This is a genomic window from Streptomyces sp. NPDC003077, assembly GCF_040611095.1.
Taxonomy (GTDB): Bacteria; Actinomycetota; Actinomycetes; order Streptomycetales; family Streptomycetaceae; genus Streptomyces.
Genome location: NZ_JBEXNM010000037.1, coordinates 50,287 through 67,052, shown reverse-complemented (window position 1 = coordinate 67,052; position 16,766 = coordinate 50,287). Strand labels below are relative to the sequence as shown.

Below are 16,766 nucleotides of genomic sequence, written 5' to 3'. Positions count from 1 at the left end.
ATGTCAGTACCCAGCCGCTCACCGGCCACCGTGCCGGACAACCCGCTGCACGCCCTGCTCGACCGGGAGGTGCTCGCGAACCCCTACCCGCTGTTCGAACGGTGGCGGGAGCAGGGCCCGATGTGGACGTCGGACGGCTCCCTGCTGCTGAGCGACCACGACGACTGTCTGGCGGTGCTCAAGAGCCACAAGACCATGGGCAGTGACACGTTCAACGCCCCGGGGATGCGGGAACTGTTCGGCGACCGCGGCGACGAGCCGGTGCTCAACTCGATCTTCTTCATGGACGATCCCGACCACGGGCGGCAGAGGAACCTGGTCAGCAAGGCGTTCACACCGCGGATCACCGCGCGCTTCGAGCCGTGGATCCGCGAGATCGTGGACGAACTGCTCCGCGACTGCCTGGCCGACGGCGAGTTCGACGGCGTCCAGGACCTGGCCGGGGCGCTCTCGCTGCGGGTCATCGCCACGCTCCTGGGCATCCCGCGCGAGGACATCCCGATGCTGCGGGAGTGGTCCAGCGACATGGCGCTGTCCACGGAGCTGCCCACGCTGGTGGCCAGCTTCCACTCCACCGCGATGTTCGACCGCGAGGAACTCGTCCGCATCGTCCGCACCACCACCGAACTGCACGGCTACTTCGCGGACCTCATCCACAAGCGCCGCCGCAACCCCGGCGAGGACCTCATCTCCAGCCTGCTCTCCACACAGGAGGACGGGCGCGGGCTGAGCCGGCGCGAGGTGACGAACGTCGTGGTGACCGTGTTCACCGCGGCCCACGAGTCCACCACGAACCTGATCACCAACGGCCTGCTCGCGATGTCGCGCCACCCGGAGCAGTTCCAGCTGCTCCGGGAGAACCCGGAGATCGCCGGCGACGTGGTGAGCGAGGCGCTGCGCTACGACTGCCCGATCATGCTGACCGGCCGGGTCGCGCTGCGGTCCGACCGGATCAACGGCCTCGACATCCCCGAGGGTTCGGTGGTCACCCTGGTCCTCGCGTCCGGCAACCGGGACGAGCGGGTGCACCCGAAGGCGGACCGGTTCATCGCGGACCGGAAGCCCGGCGTGATGAACCTCGCCTTCGGCGCCGGCGCGCACTACTGCCTCGGCAGCAGCCTGGCCCGGCTGGAGGCGGAGATCGTCTTCGGTGAGCTGGCCCGCCGGCTGCGCGGCTTCCACGTGCACGAGGACTCACTGAGCTATCGCAGGCACGTGGTCGTCCGCGGCCTCGACACCGAGCGGATCACCTTCCAACTCTGACCGGCCATTCGTCGCAGGGAGTCGTTCATGTCCGATGAAGTCACCACGCTCCGGCAATACCTGAAAAGGGTCACCACCGATCTGTTACGCACCCGGGAGCAGTTGCGTGACGCGACCGAGCGGTCCGCCGAGCCGATCGCGGTGGTCGGCATGTCGTGCCGGCTGCCCGGCGACGTGGCCTCGCCCGCCCAGCTGTGGGACCTGGTGGCCGCGGGCACGGACGCCATCTCGCCCTTCCCCGAGGACCGGCACTGGCCGATCGAGGAGCTCTACGACCCCGATCCGGAGTCCCAGCAGGCCAGGCGGACCTACGTGCGCGAAGGCGGCTTCCTGAGCGGCGCGGGCGATTTCGACCCCGCGTTCTTCGGGATCTCCCCGCGCGAGGCGCTGGTGATGGACCCGCAGCAGCGGCTGGTGCTGGAGCTGGCCTGGGAGGCGCTGGAGTCCGCGGGCATCCTGCCGGACTCGCTGGTGGGCGAGCGGGCCGGGGTCTTCGTCGGCGCGTCCAGCAACGACTACGAGATGCTCTGGCAGGGCACCGACCAGTTCTCCCAGTACGGCATCACCGGCAACACCATGAGCGTGATCTCGGGTCGGATCAGCTACGCCCTGGGCTTCCACGGCCCGGCCCTCACCGTGGACACCGCCTGCTCGTCCTCCCTGGTCGCCACCCACCTCGCGATGCGGGCCCTGCGCGCCGGCGAGTGCCCGATCGCGCTGGCGGGCGGTGTGACGGTGCTGAGCACTCCGGAGACGTTCGTCGAGTTCTGCGGCCAGGGCGTCACCTCCCGGGACGCCCGGATCAAGGCGTTCGCGGCCGGGGCGAACGGCTCGATCTGGGCCGAGGGGGCGGGCCTGCTGGTACTGGAGCGGCTGTCCGACGCGCGGCGGAACGGCCATCAGGTGCTCGCGGTGCTGCGCGGCTCGGCGGTCAACTCGGACGGCACCAGCAACGGGCTCTCCGCGCCCAACGGCACCGCCCAGCAGGAGGTGATCCGTACCGCGCTCGCCGACGCCGGACTGTCCACCCAGGACATCGACGTGGTCGAGGCGCACGGCACCGGCACCCCGCTCGGCGACCCGGTGGAGGGCAACGCGCTGGTGGCGACCTACGGGCAGAACCGGCCGTCCGGCCGGCCGCTGCTGCTGGGCTCGCTGAAGTCCAACATCGGGCACACGCAGGCTGCGGCCGGCGTGGCCGGCATCATCAAGATGATCATGGCGATGCGGCACGGTGTCGCGCCCAAGACGCTGCACGTGGACAGCCCCACCCCGAAGGTGGACTGGGGAGTGGACGGGGTCAGCGTGCTCGCCGACGCGATGCCCTGGCCGCAGACCGGCCGAGCGCGCCGCGCCGCCGTCTCCTCCTTCGGGATCAGCGGCACCAACGCCCACGTCGTGCTGGAACAGCACGACGAGCCGGAGGTGCCGGAGCCCGCGGCGCCGCCCGCCGGTCTGGTGTGGACGGTGTCGGGCCGGACCGAGGACGCGCTGCGCGCCCAGGCGGCCCGGCTGCTGGCCTTCGCCGAGTCCGACGGCGCTCCCTCCGCCGAGGGGCTGGCGTACGCGCTGGCCACCCGCCGCACCCACTTCCGCCACCGGCTGGCCGTACCCGGCCGGGACCGGGCCGAACTTCTCTCCGCGCTGCGCGGCCACCTCGACACCGGCCGGGTCACCGACGTGGCGGTGGGCACCGCGGCCGGCGGCGGGCTGTGCGTGCTGTTCACCGGCCAGGGCGCGCAGCGGCTCGGCATGGGGCGGCAGCTCGCCGCCTCCTTCCCGGCGTTCGCCGAGGCGTTCGACGAGGTGTGCGAGCTGTTCGACCGGGAGCTGGAGACTCCGCTGCGGACCGTGCTGGAGGGCGAACCGGACCTGCTCGACCGCACCGACTACGCCCAGGCCGCCCTGTTCGCGGTGGAGACCGCGCTGTTCCGGCTGATGCGCTCCTGGGGGGTGCGCCCGGACCTGCTGCTGGGGCATTCGATCGGGGAGATCGGCGCGGCGCACGCGGCCGGGGTGTGGTCGCTGCCGGACGCGGTCCGGCTGGTGGCCGCCCGAGGCCGTTTGATGGCCGCGCTGCCCGAGGGCGGCGCGATGCTGTCCGTGCAGGGCACCGAGCAGGACCTGGCCCCCTGGCTGGCGGGGCGCGAGCGGCGGGTGTCCGTCGCGGCGGTGAACGCCCCGGACATGGTGGTCGTCTCCGGTGCGGAGGAGGACATCACCGAACTGGAGGCCGACTGGGCGGGCCGGGGACGGCGGACCCGGCGGCTGCGGGTCAGCCACGCCTTCCACTCGCCGCTGATGGAGCCGATGCTGGCCGAGTTCGGCACGGTGGTGGCCGGGCTGACGACGCACGAGCCGGAGATCCCGGTGATCTCCAACCTCACCGGCAAGACGGCCACGGCGGAGGAGCTGCGCTCGCCGGAGTACTGGACCGCGCACGTCCGGCAGGCGGTGCGGTTCCACGACGGGCTGCGCACCGCACGCGAGGCCGGCGCCCGCGTCCTGCTCGAACTGGGACCGGGCGCGGTGCTCTCCGGGCTGGCCGGGCGGGACGCCGGGCCGGACGAGGCGGTGGTGCCCACCCTGCGCGGGGCCGATCGCGACGAGACCAAGGACGTGCTGCTCGCCCTCGGCGCGCTGCACACGCAAGGCGTCGAGGTGGACTGGCCCGCCGTGCTGCCCGCCGCCCCCGCCAGGACGGCGGACCTGCCCGGCTACGCGTTCCAGCACGAGAGGTACTGGCTGGTGCCGGACGGGAACGGGCTGAACCTGCGCTCCACCGGGCTGCTCCCGGTGGGCCACCCGCTGCTGGGCGCCATGGTGTCCTCGGCCGAGGGCGACGGCGTGCGGCTCACCGGCAGGCTGTCCCTCCAGTCGCACTCCTGGCTGGGGGGCCACCGGGTGCGCGGCATCCCCCTGCTGGCCGGCACCGGCTTCGTGGAACTGGCGCTGGCCGCGGGCGAGCACGTCGGCTGCGACCTGCTCGAACAGCTCACCGTCGAGGCACCGCTGGTCCTGCCGGAGCACGGCGGGGTGTCGGTGCAGGTGGTGGTGGGCGACACCGAGGAGACCGGCCGCCGCCCGGTGCGGGTGTACTCCCGGCCGGAGGGCGTGGGCCGGGCCGAGCCGGGCCCCTGGCGGTCGCACGCCTTCGGCTACCTGAATGTCCGCACCGCGACGCCGGACACGGCCCTCGCGCACTGGCCGCCGCGGGACGCGCGGGAGATCCCGGTCGCGGACGTCTACGACGAGGTGGTGGAGGGCAGGCACTTCCGCTACGAGGGCGCGTTCCGGGGTCTGCGGACCCTCTGGCAACGCGACCTCCCCGACGGGACCTCGGAGATGTTCGCCGAGGTCGCCCTGCCCGCCGAAGCGGCGGGGGACGCGAAGCGCTACAGCCTGCACCCGGCGCTGCTGGACGCGGCCCTGCACGCGGTCGGCCTCGGCCCGCAGCTGGACGGGATCGACGAGGGCAACGGCTCGATGCCGTTCTCCTGGTCGGGGCTGTCGCTCTTCCGGGCCGGAGCCTCGACGGTGCGGGTGCACGCCACCGGCGGGAACGGCGACGTGGCGATCACACTGGCGGACGAGACCGGTGCCACCGTGGCCACGGTGGACTCCCTGGTGTTCCGGCCGCTGCCCGCCGACGAGTCCTACCTGCTGGGACCGGCCGGGGACGGCGCGGAACTGCTGGCACAGGACTGGGTGCCCGTGCGCCGGCCCTCCACCGTGGACGACCCCGGTGGGTGGCACGACCCCGGGACCGGCGAACTCGACCTCGCGTCGCTGGCGGACGCGGCGGACCCGGTGCCGCCGGTGGTGGTGCTGCGCCCGTCCCGTCCCGCCGGGGACGACGTCACCGCACGGGTCCGCGCCGCGCTCACCGAACTGACCGGGTACCTGCGCGGCTGGCTCACCGACCAGCGGTTCGCCGGTTCGCTGCTGGTGGTCCGCACCGAGCGCGCGCTCGGCGTGCGCGCGGGCGACGAACCCGACCTGGTGCTGTCCGCTGCCTGGGGACTGGCCCGCTCGGCACAGAACGAGTACCCGGGCCGCCTCCTGCTGGTCGACGTCGACGAGCCCGCCGACGCCGCGTTGCGCGACGCGGTGGCCGTCGCGTCCGCGGCCCGTGAGCCCCAGGTGGCGCTGCGCGCGGGCGAACTGCTGGTGCCCCGGCTGCACCGCGAGGACGGCCCGGCGCCGAGCGACGGCGGCCAGGCCGCCCGCACGCCCGACCCCGACGGCACCGTGCTGATCACCGGTGGGCTCGGCTCGCTGGGCCGCACGCTGGCCCGGCACCTGGCGAGCCGGGGCGCCCGCAGGCTGCTGCTCCTCTCGCGCCGCGGCGCGCAGACCCCCGGCGCCGCGGAACTCGTCGCCGAACTCGCCGGGCTCGGCGCGCACGCCGAGGTGGCGCGCGGCGACGTCGCCCGGCGGGAGGACGTGGCCCGGGTGCTGGCCGGGATACCCGCGGCACACCCGCTCACCGCCGTGGTCCACGCGGCCGGTGTGCTGGACGACGGCCTGGTGGAGTCGCTGACCGAGGAGCAGATGGAGAACGTGCTGGCGCCGAAGGTCGACGGAGCCTGGCACCTGCACGAGCTGACCCGGGACCTCGACCTCGCCGAGTTCACCTGTTTCTCCTCCGCCGCCGGCGTGTTCGGCACCGCCGGCCAGGGGGCCTACGCCGCGGCGAACGCCTTCCTGGACGCGCTCATGAACCAGCGGGCCGCCGCCGGACTCCCGGCCCGCTCGCTGGGCTGGGGCCTGTGGGCGCCGGACGACGAGACCGGCACGACCGACGGGATGGGCGCCGGGCTGGCCGCCGCGGACCGGGCCCGCATGGACCGCACCGGGCTCCGCGCGCTGACCGTCGCACAGGGCCTGGCCCTCTGGGACACCGCGACCGGCTCGGACCGGGCCCACCTGGTGCCCATCGGGCTGGACCCGGCCACCGTGGCCGGCCTGGGGGAGGAGGGCATTCCGCCGTTGCTGCGCGATCTGGTCCGCCCGGCCCGCCGCCGGAGCTCCGCGCGGTCCGCCGCGCCCGCCGAGTCCCCGGCGGACCTGGCCCGCAGACTCGGCGGGCTGAGCCCCGCCGAACGGGACCGGCAGCTCCTCAACCTGGTGCTCGGTCACATCGCGGCCGTGCTCGGCTACCCGTCCGCGGACGGGGTGCCCGCGGACGGCCCGTTCGGAGACCTCGGATTCGACTCGCTGAGCTCGGTCGAGCTGCGCAACCGGCTCAACACCGCCACGGGGCTCAACCTGCCCGCCTCCTTGGTGTTCGACCACCCCACCCCGGCCCTTCTCGCGGCGTACCTCGGTACGGAGATCGCGCCGGATGCCGCCGGCCCGGAGGAACCGGCGGACGGACCTGCCGAGCCCGGCCCGGACCGGCTCTCCGAACTCGAACGAGCGGTCGAGGAGGCGCTGGCCGGCGAGAGCGCGCGGCGCGAGGCGCTGCGCGAACGGCTGCGGGCGGCGCTGCGCGCCCTGGACGGCGAGCCGGAGCCCGACGCGGACGAGCTGAGCTCGGCCTCCGTGGACCAGCTCTACGCCTTCGTGGACCGGGAACTCGGCGATGCGTGAACCAGCAGCCGGGACCGCCCGGCCGACCGGAGAGGAAACGAGATCTGTGGGCGAGGACCCGAAGCTCGTCAAGTACTTCCAGCGGGTCACCGCGGAACTCCAGCGCACCCGGGAGCGGTTGCGGGAGCTGGAGAACCCCGTCGAGGACCCGGTGGCCGTGGTCGGCATGGGCTGCCGGTTCGGCGGCGGGATCGGCTCGCCGGAGGAGCTGTGGGAACTGCTCGCCGCGGAGCGCGACGTGATCACCGGGTTCCCGGCCGACCGCGGCTGGACCGAGGATGAGATCTACCACCCGGAACCGGGCACACCGGGCCGCTCCTACGTCCGGCACGGTGCCTTCCTCGACGACGCGGCCGACTTCGACGCCGAGTTCTTCGGCATCTCGCCCCGCGAGGCGCTCGGCATGGACCCGCAGCAGCGGATCGCGCTGGAGGTCACCTGGCAGGCGCTGGAGTCCGCCGGTATCGATCCGGCCGGGCTGCGCGGCAGCCGCACCGGCGTGTTCCTCGGACTGTCCAACGCGGACTACGTCACGGCGGTCCGCGAGATGCCCGAGGACATGCTGGGCCAGCTCTCCATCGGCAACGCGGGCAGCGTGACCTCCGGCCGGCTGGCCTACGTGTTCGGCCTGCAGGGGCCCGTGCTCACGGTGGACACCGCCTGTTCCTCGTCCCTGGTCGGGATCCACCTGGCCGTGCGGTCGCTGCGCGCGGGCGAGTGCACCCTGGCGCTCGCGGGCGGGGTGGCCGTCATGTCCAGCCCGCTGCTGTTCATCGACTACGCCCGGCAGCGCGCCCTGGCACCGGACGGGCGGTGCAAGCCCTTCTCCTCGGCCGCCGACGGCACCGCGTGGGGCGAGGGTGCCGGGATGCTGGTGCTGGAGCGGCTGTCCGACGCGCGGCGCAACGGCCACCAGGTGCTCGCGCTGCTGCGCGGATCGGCGATCAACTCCGACGGCACCTCCTCCGGCCTGACCGCCCCGAACGGCACCGCGCAGCAGCAGGTGATCGCCGACGCGCTCGCCTCGGCCGGCCTGACGCCCGCCGACATCGACGCGGTGGAGGCGCACGGCGCGGGCACCGCGCTCGGCGACCCCATCGAGGCGCAGGCGCTGCTGGCCGGGTACGGCCGCCACCGCGGCGGCCGGCCGCCGCTGCAGGTCGGCGCGGTGAAATCGAACCTCGCCCACACCCAGGCCGCGGCCGGGGTCGCCGGCGTGGTGAAGATGGTGCTGGCCATGCGGCACGGCACGCTGCCCAGGAGCCTGCACATCGACACGGCGACCCCCCGGGTCGACTGGTCGCAGGGCGGGGTCGAACTGCTCACCCGCGCGGTCCCGTGGCCGCGCGACGGGCGTCCCCGGCGGGCGGGCGTGTCCGCGTTCGGAGTCGGCGGCACCAACGCGCACCTGATCCTGGAGGACCCGGAACCCGACCCGGACATCGAGTCCCGCGAGAGGGCCGTCCCGCCCCTGCTGGCCTGGCCCCTGTCGGGCCGGACCGAACAGGCGCTGTCCGCGCAGGCCGCCGCGCTGCACGAGCACCTCGACCGGGCGCACCCGGACCTGCTGGACCTGTCGTGGTCGCTGGCCACCGCCCGGGCGCACCTGCCGCACCGCGCGGTGGTGTTCGGCTCCACCCCGGCCGACCTCGCCGCGGGCCTGACCGCGCTGAGCACGGGCCGGCACGACACCGGGAGCGACACGGTGGCGGTCTCCGGCACCGCCGTGCGCAACGGCACCACCGCGTTCCTGTACCCGCACGCGTGCACCCCGGCCGCGGTGCGCGCGCTGGCCGCCCAGTACGCCGAGGCGGAGCCGTTCGCCGAGCACCTCTCCGCATGTGAGGAGGTGCTGACCGGGCTGGTCGGCTGGTCCCTGACGGACGTGCTGCGCGGCGACCCGGACGCGCCACCGCTGGACCGGCCGGACATCTTGGCCCCGGCCACGCTGGCCGTGCTGACCGGCGTGACACGCGTGTGGTGCGCGTCCGGCGTGCGCCCGGCGGCGTTGGCCGGACACGGATCCGGCCTGCCGGCCGCGTCCTGGGCGGTCGGCTGGCTGTCCCTGTCCTCCGCGCTGCGGATCGCGGCCGGGTGCCCCGCGGGCGCCGAACCCGACGTCGTGGACGTCCCGCCCCCCGCTCCCGGCGCGCCGGTGCTGTGCGGGGACACCGGCCGCTGGCTGCGGGACCGTCCGGCCGAGGACGACTACCGCGCGGTGCCGGCCGCCGAACCCGGCCCGGCCGCCCGCGAGCTGCGGGCCGACGGTCACCGGCTGCTGGTCGTGTTCGGCGGGGACACCGCGGGCCTGGCCGCCGAGCCGTCCGACGGTCCCGCCGTGCTGGCCGTGCCGGAGGAGACGGAGAGCGCGGAGACCGGTCCGGCGGCGGTCGTGCGCGCGCTGGGCCGCGCGTACGCGATGGGCGCGGCGGTGGACTGGCGTGCCGTCCTGGCCGGCACCGGTGCGCGGCGCATCCCGCTGCCCGGCTACGCCTTCCAGCGCAGCCGGTACTGGATCGAGCGCGAGTGGACCATGCCGGTGCTGGTCTCCGACGACCCCGCGACGCGCGAGCCCGACCGCCGCTCGCCCGCGGCCGTGCTGTGGGCACTGGAGGAGCGGGAGCGCGCGCGCCGCGTCGAGACGCTGGTCCGTGCGTGCCTGGACCGGGCGCTGGGCAACGGACCGGACGACCGGATCGACGTCGAGGACACGTTCCGCGATCTCGGGATGGACTCGCTGGCCGCGGAGGACCTGCGCAAGCAGCTCACCGCCCGTGCCGGTGTGGAGATCGAACTCGCCGACGTGCTGAACTACCCCACGGTGGCCGATCTCGCCGAGCGCGTGGTGGAGAAGCTGGCCGCCCGCGCCGAGGAGGGCACGCTCGACGAGATCGCGGGGACCGCCCCGCCCGGGACCGAGGCCCCGGAATCCGGCACCGGGCCGGTGGACGGCCCGGCGCCCGAGAACGCCGACGAGAGCGACGGCAGCCTGGCCTCGTTCTACATCCGGGCGATCCGCACCGGCCGGATCAACGTCGCCCTCCGCCTGGCCCGCGCGGCCTCCGAGACCCGCGACACCTTCGACCGGGACGATCCGCGCGATCTCGCCGAACTGCGCAAGGTGGGGACGGGCGCGGGCGGCCCCACGATCGTCGGCCTCACCCCGCCGATCTTCCCCAACCTGGACCTGCCCTACTCCTACCTGCACGCCGGGCTGGACCCCGCGTCCGACGTGTGGTCGCTGTGGTCGCCCGGATTCGCGGGCGAGGCCCCGCTGCCCGCCGACCGTGCCGCCCTGACGCGGATGCTGGCCAAACCGGTGCGCCGTGAGCTGGCCGGCACCCCGTTGATCGTCGCGGGCTACTCCTCGGGCGGCTGGCTCGCGCACGACCTGGCCGCACACCTGGAGCAGACCGGCGTCCCCGTCACCGCGCTGCTCCTGCTGGACTCCTACCTCCCGGAGGAGGAGATGGACCAGACCGAGACCCGCAGCGAGTTCATGCGGGAGCAGATCCGGCGGCGCGACCTCATGGGCATGTCGCTCGACCGTCCGGACCGGACCGTGACCACCAGCGGCCAGATCGCGGCGATGGGCGGCTACAGCAGGATCTACAGCGGCTGGCGGCCCGGCCCGCTGAAGGCGCCGGTCCTGCACCTGCTCGCCAGCGAGGTCGTCGCGGACATGCCCACCAGCTCGGAGGACCACCCGTTCCCGGCCGAACTGGCACACCGCGTGCGCAGGCTGCCCGGCGACCACTTCACCATCCTGTCCCAGCACGCCGACCTGATCTCAGCGAACCTGCACGACTGGCTGACGGAGGTGCAGCCCGCATGACGACCGTTCCCGATCTTCCCGACGCCGCAGAGGCGCTGGAGCACTTCCCCTTCGACGACGGCCACGGCATCGAGGTCAACGAGCGGTTCCGGGAACTGCGGCAGCGCGAGGGGCTGCTCCGGGTGCGGCTCGCCTACGGCGAACCCACCTGGCTGGTCACCCGCTACGCCGACGCCCGGCTGGTGCTGGGCGACGCGCGGTTCAGCCGCGCGATGTCGGTCGGCCGGGACTATCCGCGCCAGGAGGAGGCGACGGACCTGGCCGGGCTGATCACCCTGGACGCCCCCGAACACACCCGGCTGCGCAAGCTGCTGGTCAAAGCCCTCAGCAGGTCCCGTATGGAAGCGCAGCGCCCGACGGTGCACGCGGCGGCGGACGATCTGCTGTCGGCGGCGATGGACGCCGGGCCGGGCATGGACATCGTGACGGACTACGTGCAGCCGATGACCGTGCGCTCCATCTGCGACCTGCTCGGCGTGCCGGCCTCGGACCGTGAGGCGTTCGCGTCGACCAGCGCGGCGCTGCTGCCCGGCAGCGCCGTCGGCGCCGAGGACATGCAGCGGCGGTTCGATGCCCTGCGCGCCTGCATCGAGCGGCTCATCACCGAGCGCCGGGCCCGCCCCCGCGACGACCTGATGTCGGCGCTGATCCAGGCCCGGGACGAGGAGGACTGGCTCACCGACACCGAGCTGGTCGAACTGGTCGTCAGCACGATGCTGGCCAGGTTCGAGGCGATCATCACCCAGATCCCGAACTGCGTCTACGTCCTGACGCGGGGCGACCGCGCGCTCTGGAACCGGCTGCGCGCGAACCCGGCCGAGCTGCCGGCGGCGGCCGAGGAGCTGATGCGCTACAACGCCTCCGCCGGCGCCGGCCTGTTCGTCCGCTACGCGCGGGAGGACGTCAACGTCGGCGGCACGCTGGTGCGCGCGGGCGAAGCCCTGACCGTCGCCGTCGAGTCGGCCAACCACGACCCGGCCCGCTTCGAGGACCCCGACGCGATCGACTTCACCCGGCCACCCGGCGGACACCTCACCTTCGGCCACGGCGCGCACCACTGCGTCGGCGCCCAGCTCGGGCGCATCGACCTCCAGGAGGGACTGCGGGTGCTGCTCACCAGGGCCCCGGAGCTGACCGTCCGCGACATCAGGTGGAGGGTACGGCCGCACATCCGGGGACCGGAGGCGATGCGCGTGACCTGGCAGGGGGACTGACCCCCGCACCACGATCAGGGACACGACCGCGGCGTCGCTTCCGGCCCGTCGCTCACGCCCCACCGCGAACGGGACTCCCGTGAAGACCGGCCGCGTTGTCCGGGAACGGGGCCGCCCGTGTTCTCGATCGAGTCGGCGCCTTCGCAGACCGGCGAGCCGCGACCTGCGAAGGCGCCTCGACAGGACACCCGGCCCCGACCGTTCCGGCCCGCCCGGGGGCCCGCGCACCATGTCCAGCGGCGCGCGGGCCACCCGAGCGTCCCCGACGCCCCGGCCGCCTCCCCCGGCCCGGCCGCCGACGCCCCGACGCGACCTCGCCGACGCCGGACCGCAGGACCGCGGGACCACCGAGGCCACGGGCCACCGAGGCGGCCCTTTCCGGCGCTGGTGCGTTACTCCGAAGAAGTCCCACTTCGACATCGCCTACAAGCCGGGACACCGAAGGTGAAGGGTGTGGCCCCCACGATCCGCGGCCGGCCGACGGGCCCCGGCAGCGAGGGCGCGGAGCCGGAGGACGGCTTCGGCACCGTGAAGCCCCCAGCGGGCACCGGCGATGCCGAGACGGTCGGCGACCAGACGGCGGCATGCTCCTTCCACCACATGAGGAATCCGGCCGGTGCGGTGCCCTGACCGCCGCCGCGGGGGCCCGATGCCGCGGCATGCCGGGCCACAAGGCCCTGGGCAGCCCACCCCGGGCGGCGGACGGTGGAGACAGGGAACGGGTTCGGGGCGACCTGGACCCGGCCCTGGCCCGCCCGGGCGCGATTTCTCCGCCGGGCGTCCGCATCCGGTCGCTCCCGTGCGTGGCACATGACCCCTACCGGTGGTGCCCGTGCCTCCGTCGAGGCGGCGTGTGGGGCGAGGAGGTTGCGATGACACAGGAAGTGTCCTTTCCCGGCCGTGTGATAGTCGGTTTCGACGGCTCGGACGCGGCCGTACGCGCTCTGGACCGTGCGGCGGACGAGGCCGTGCGGCGCGGTACGGCCTTGGAGATCGTGTGCGGCTGGCCCTGGGGCAAGCACCCGCTGCCCGACTTCGGGGTGACCGACGAGAACGGGCAGGTGCTTTACGCCAGTGCCCGGCGGCTGATCGACGGGGCCTCCGAACGGGCGCGTGACCGGGCCGGGGACCTGGTGGTGATCCCGTCCTTGACCACGGAGTCGGCGTCCCGCGCGCTGTTGCGTTGCGGGCGCGACGCCGGGCTGACGGTGGTGGGTACGCGCGGGCATGGCGGGTTCGCCGGGCTGCTGCTGGGGTCGGTGAGTCTGCGGGTGGCCGCGCACTGCACCACTCCGCTGATGGTGGTGCGGGGTGAGACGGAGGTGGAGGGCGGCGGTGTCCTGGTCGGTGTGGAATCGGAGGCCGACGTCCCGGCGCTGCACTTCGCCTTCCAGGAGGCGGCCAGGCTCGGCGGCACCCTGCGCGTCCTGCATGCCTGGCAGTACCCCACCGCGCCGCCGGCCGTTCCCGGGGCGTCCTACCACCTGTCCGGGGAGGAGTTCGAGCGGCTGCGCAAGGGTGCCGAGGCGGTTCCGGAGTTCACCGCCGCGCCGCTGCGGGAGACCTACCCGGACGTACGGGTGGAGTCGGAGGCCGTGTGCGCGGGCGCGGCCCGCGCCCTGATCGAGGCCGGCCGGCACGCGGAGGTGACGGTGCTGGCCGCCCACCGCCGTCCGCACCGTCTGGGTCTGCAACTGGGCCCGGTCACGCACGCGGTGCTCCACCACGCGCACGGCCCGGTGGTCGTGGTTCCGGTGGACTGACGCACCCGCGCCCCGCACTTCGCGCCGCGCGCGCTGCGCACCGTGCCTTTGTGCGGGGGCCTGTTGCGTGGTGAGGGCGGCACATGGGGGAAGAGAAGGCCACCGGGGGCCGGGGTGACGGCGCGAGGCAAGTGCTGGGCAGGTCCGGGGACACCGGACCGTCCGGGTGGTGCGCACAAGATGCGGGCCCTCCAACGGGAGGGGGGTGTCCCATGATGCCTCTTGGCCGGTTGGACGCGACCGTCCTCGCGGTGCCGGGCCGGCATGTTCGGCAGGCTCCCGGCAGTGTGACGCACGCGGGGCCGCGGCGCCCCACCAAGGCTCCGATAGCACCGGCGCGCCGTCCGCACAGGAGCCGAGCCACGTAAGCCCTGGAGCGAGGCATGCGTGAGCGTGCCGTGGTTCAGCGGTGCCGTTCGATGAGGGAGCGGGCCATCTCCTGTGCCGGCCGGGCTGCTTGGGCGTCGCCCTCGGCGGCGGAGACGATCGAGCCTTTCATCAGGATGTGCCAGGACCGGGCGAAGTTCTCGGTGTCCCGCAGTCCGGCTTCCTCGGCCAGTGCGCGGACGAGGGAGCGGATGTTCTCCAGGTGGGTGATGCTCGCCTGGCCCAAGGGGTGCTCCCATCCCATCTCCAGCAGGACGTTGATGAAGGCACAGGCGTCGAAGTCCTCGCTGTGGAACCACTCGTCGAACACGTCGAAGATGGCCAGCAGCCGTTCCTCCCCGCTCGTTCCCCGCCGGCGGGCTCCGGCCTCGACGAAGCCCCGTGTCCAGCGCTCCTCCCGGCGCTCAAGGAACGCCAGGACCAGGTCCTGCTTGGAGGGGAAGTTGCGGTACAAGGTGGCTTTGGCCACGCCGGAGCGGGCGATCACCTCGTCGATCCCCACCGCCCGGATGCCGCGGCGGGAGAACAACGCGTAGGCCGTCTCCATGATGCGCTCCCGTGCACCGGCCCGGGAATTCGGCTTCCCCGATCGCGGTGACACGGCATCGTCACTCGTCATTGCCGGCCTCCCTGAGATGGCCCCGGACGGACATGGACAGACCTGTCTGTCACTGTCATGGTAGGAGGATGTGCCCGAAGACCAACGCGTCTTGTTCGGATTCGGCGGATCGGCTGACGGTCCGCATCCGGCGCAGCGGTCACTGCGCGGTCCTCACTCCGCGCGGAGAGATCGACCATGGCTCGGTGCGCGTGCTGGACCGGGCACTGGAGAGTCTGCTGGACGACGCGGACAGCATCGTGCTGAACATGGCGGAGGTCTCCTTCATGGACTCCGCCGGACTGCACTTCCTCCACCGGCTGGACTGCCTCGGGCGGCGCCACGGCATTCCGACCGCCGCCGTCAACTGGATGAACCAGCCGCGCTTGTTGTGGGAGCTCGTCCACGCTCCCCCCACGCCTTCCGCGAAGGCGAGCGGGCTCGTGGCCTGAGCCGTTCATGAGCAGGGGGGGCGAAGAGCTGAGCTGCCGGGGAGGTCCCCGCGGGCGGCACGTTCGACGCCGGTGCGGTGGATCACCCCGCCGCACCCGGTGCCGTGGACGTGCGTCAGGTCCGCACCACCGGCTTCGGGCGGCCGACGGACCAAGGGCGAGCGCGTGGCCTGCCCATCCGGCGCGGTAGGAGGTACGGCGCCCGCTGACGGAAGCTTCGCCGTCGTCCTGGCCTGGCTGCTGACCTGAGCCTTCGAGCGGAAGCACTCGGTGATCAGTTGCCTGGTGGCGGCGAGTTCCCGTCCGGGGTCCGCGTCACACCGTCACGAAGGTCGTCACGCTCCGCGCGGGAAGTGTGACGGTGAAAGAGCCGTTGGTCACGCCGGTGGTGCCCTGGGGAGCGACGTTCCGGCTCGCGTCGGTCAGCCAGGACGAGACACGGGACGCGGCGCTGTTCTTCAGGGTGAACCGCTGGCTTACCGGCGAAACGGTCTTGTTGACGGCGACGACGACGGTGGAGTCGCCGCCCTGGTACGCCGAGACGTGGACGTGCGGTGCCGGGGTCGCCGTCGCCTCGACCCGTACGTATCCGGGGCGGACGAACCTGGCGAAGTGCGCCAGGTTGGCACCTCGCTTGCTGATGTGGCCGTCTTCCCGCAGCGGGCCGTAGCCGCGCCGGATGTACCACCAGACGTACGCCTGGAACTCGGCGTCCACCAGGGCGTGGTGGATGTGCTCCGCCACGTCGAGGGCCTGCGGCCAGAGGTCCGCCGAACTGGTGCTGTCCGGGTGGTAGACCTCGGTCATCCAGAGTTCTTTCCCCGCGCCCTTTTTCTTGAAGAGAGGGTAGGGGAAGTCGGTGAACGGCGTGCCGTAGAGGTGGGTGCCGATGATGTCCACGTTGGCGAGCGCGGCGGGGTCGTCGAGGATCGGGTCCGACACGGATTTCGTGTAGGTGAAGGATTCGGGCGCGATGACCCTGGTGCCGATGGAGCCGGCGTTCTCGCGCAGGAAGCGGACCATTTCGCCGGAGGTCCACCACGTCCAGTCGTGCGCGTAATCGGGTTCGTTCTGCACCGATATGCCGTACAGGTTCACCCCGTTGTTCCGCAGGAACGTGGTGAAGTCGTTCAGATGCCGGGCATAGGCGCCGTACATGTCGTGCCTGAGGCGTTTCGCGTTGGTCTGGTTGCCGTGGGTGAAGGTCTCGACCATGTGGGCGGGAGGATTCCACGGTGAGGCGAACACGGTCGCTCCCAGCTGGACCGCGCGTTTGGCCGTCGCCAGGTCACGGCTCCAGTCCGCCTGGTTCTCCGGGACGGGGATCCGCAGCACGGACAACCCGAGCCGTCCCTCACCGGTGCCGAACGCCGTGTCCCGCTGGGCGGCCGTCAGGTCGCCGATCCAGGCCGCGTGTGTCATGCCGCCGAAGCCCCGGATCGTCTGCCGCCGAGCCGAGGGGTCGATGACCGCCGTGGTGGCGGCCGTCACGGCCGCGGCCCGCGGAGCCCCCGCGGCTGGTGCCGTCGCCGTGAGGACCGGCAGGGCCCCCATCGCCGACAGGAGGAGTCTCCGGCTCGGAGGCCTGCGCTCGCCGCTGCGGGGCTCGGTCGGGTCTTGCCGCATGGTGCGTCCTCTTCTCGTTTTCCGGTGCGGTGC

The 16,766-nt window shown here is 73.4% G+C and carries 9 protein-coding genes; 7 read left to right on the top strand and 2 right to left on the bottom strand.

Annotation, left to right across the window (positions count from 1 at the left end):
- The 6 genes from ABZX96_RS23380 to ABZX96_RS23355 all read left to right on the top strand — a co-directional run bounded on the left by ABZX96_RS23380 (window position 1) and on the right by ABZX96_RS23355 (window position 13,670).
- Window positions 1-1,263, top strand: a complete 1,263-nt coding sequence (locus tag ABZX96_RS23380; RefSeq protein ID WP_355547594.1) for a cytochrome P450 — start codon at window positions 1-3, stop codon at window positions 1,261-1,263.
- Window positions 1,264-1,290: 27 nt separating this feature from the next.
- Entirely contained in the window at window positions 1,291-6,858 is a 5,568-nt protein-coding gene (locus tag ABZX96_RS23375) for an SDR family NAD(P)-dependent oxidoreductase (protein ID WP_355547591.1), read from the top strand.
- 46 nt (window positions 6,859-6,904) lie between these two features.
- Window positions 6,905-10,693 (top strand): beta-ketoacyl synthase N-terminal-like domain-containing protein, encoded by a 3,789-nt coding sequence (locus ABZX96_RS23370; protein ID WP_355547587.1) that lies wholly within the window; start codon window positions 6,905-6,907, stop codon window positions 10,691-10,693.
- Window positions 10,690-11,907, top strand: coding sequence for a cytochrome P450 (locus tag ABZX96_RS23365; RefSeq protein WP_355547584.1), 1,218 nt, complete (start codon window positions 10,690-10,692; stop codon window positions 11,905-11,907). The genes ABZX96_RS23370 and ABZX96_RS23365 overlap by 4 nt, the downstream gene beginning before the upstream one ends.
- A gap of 453 nt (window positions 11,908-12,360) precedes the next feature.
- Window positions 12,361-12,537, top strand: a complete 177-nt coding sequence (locus tag ABZX96_RS23360; RefSeq protein WP_355547612.1) for a hypothetical protein — start codon at window positions 12,361-12,363, stop codon at window positions 12,535-12,537.
- A gap of 242 nt (window positions 12,538-12,779) precedes the next feature.
- Complete coding sequence (locus tag ABZX96_RS23355; protein ID WP_355547581.1) at window positions 12,780-13,670, top strand: universal stress protein; 891 nt, start codon at window positions 12,780-12,782, stop codon at window positions 13,668-13,670.
- Window positions 13,671-14,073: 403 nt separating this feature from the next.
- Here ABZX96_RS23355 and ABZX96_RS23350 read toward each other — a convergent pair whose 3' ends face one another.
- On the bottom strand, window positions 14,074-14,604 hold the full coding sequence (locus ABZX96_RS23350) for a helix-turn-helix domain-containing protein (RefSeq protein WP_355547578.1): 531 nt from the start codon (window positions 14,602-14,604) through the stop codon (window positions 14,074-14,076).
- Between the two features lie 104 nt (window positions 14,605-14,708).
- On the opposite strand from ABZX96_RS23350, the gene ABZX96_RS23345 reads away from it, so the two are divergent.
- Complete coding sequence (locus tag ABZX96_RS23345; protein ID WP_355547576.1) at window positions 14,709-15,107, top strand: STAS domain-containing protein; 399 nt, start codon at window positions 14,709-14,711, stop codon at window positions 15,105-15,107.
- Between the two features lie 315 nt (window positions 15,108-15,422).
- Here ABZX96_RS23345 and ABZX96_RS23340 read toward each other — a convergent pair whose 3' ends face one another.
- Window positions 15,423-16,733: a glycoside hydrolase family 30 beta sandwich domain-containing protein gene (locus ABZX96_RS23340; protein WP_355547573.1), complete on the bottom strand. Its 1,311-nt coding sequence runs from the start codon at window positions 16,731-16,733 to the stop codon at window positions 15,423-15,425.
- Window positions 16,734-16,766: the final 33 nt, after the last annotated feature.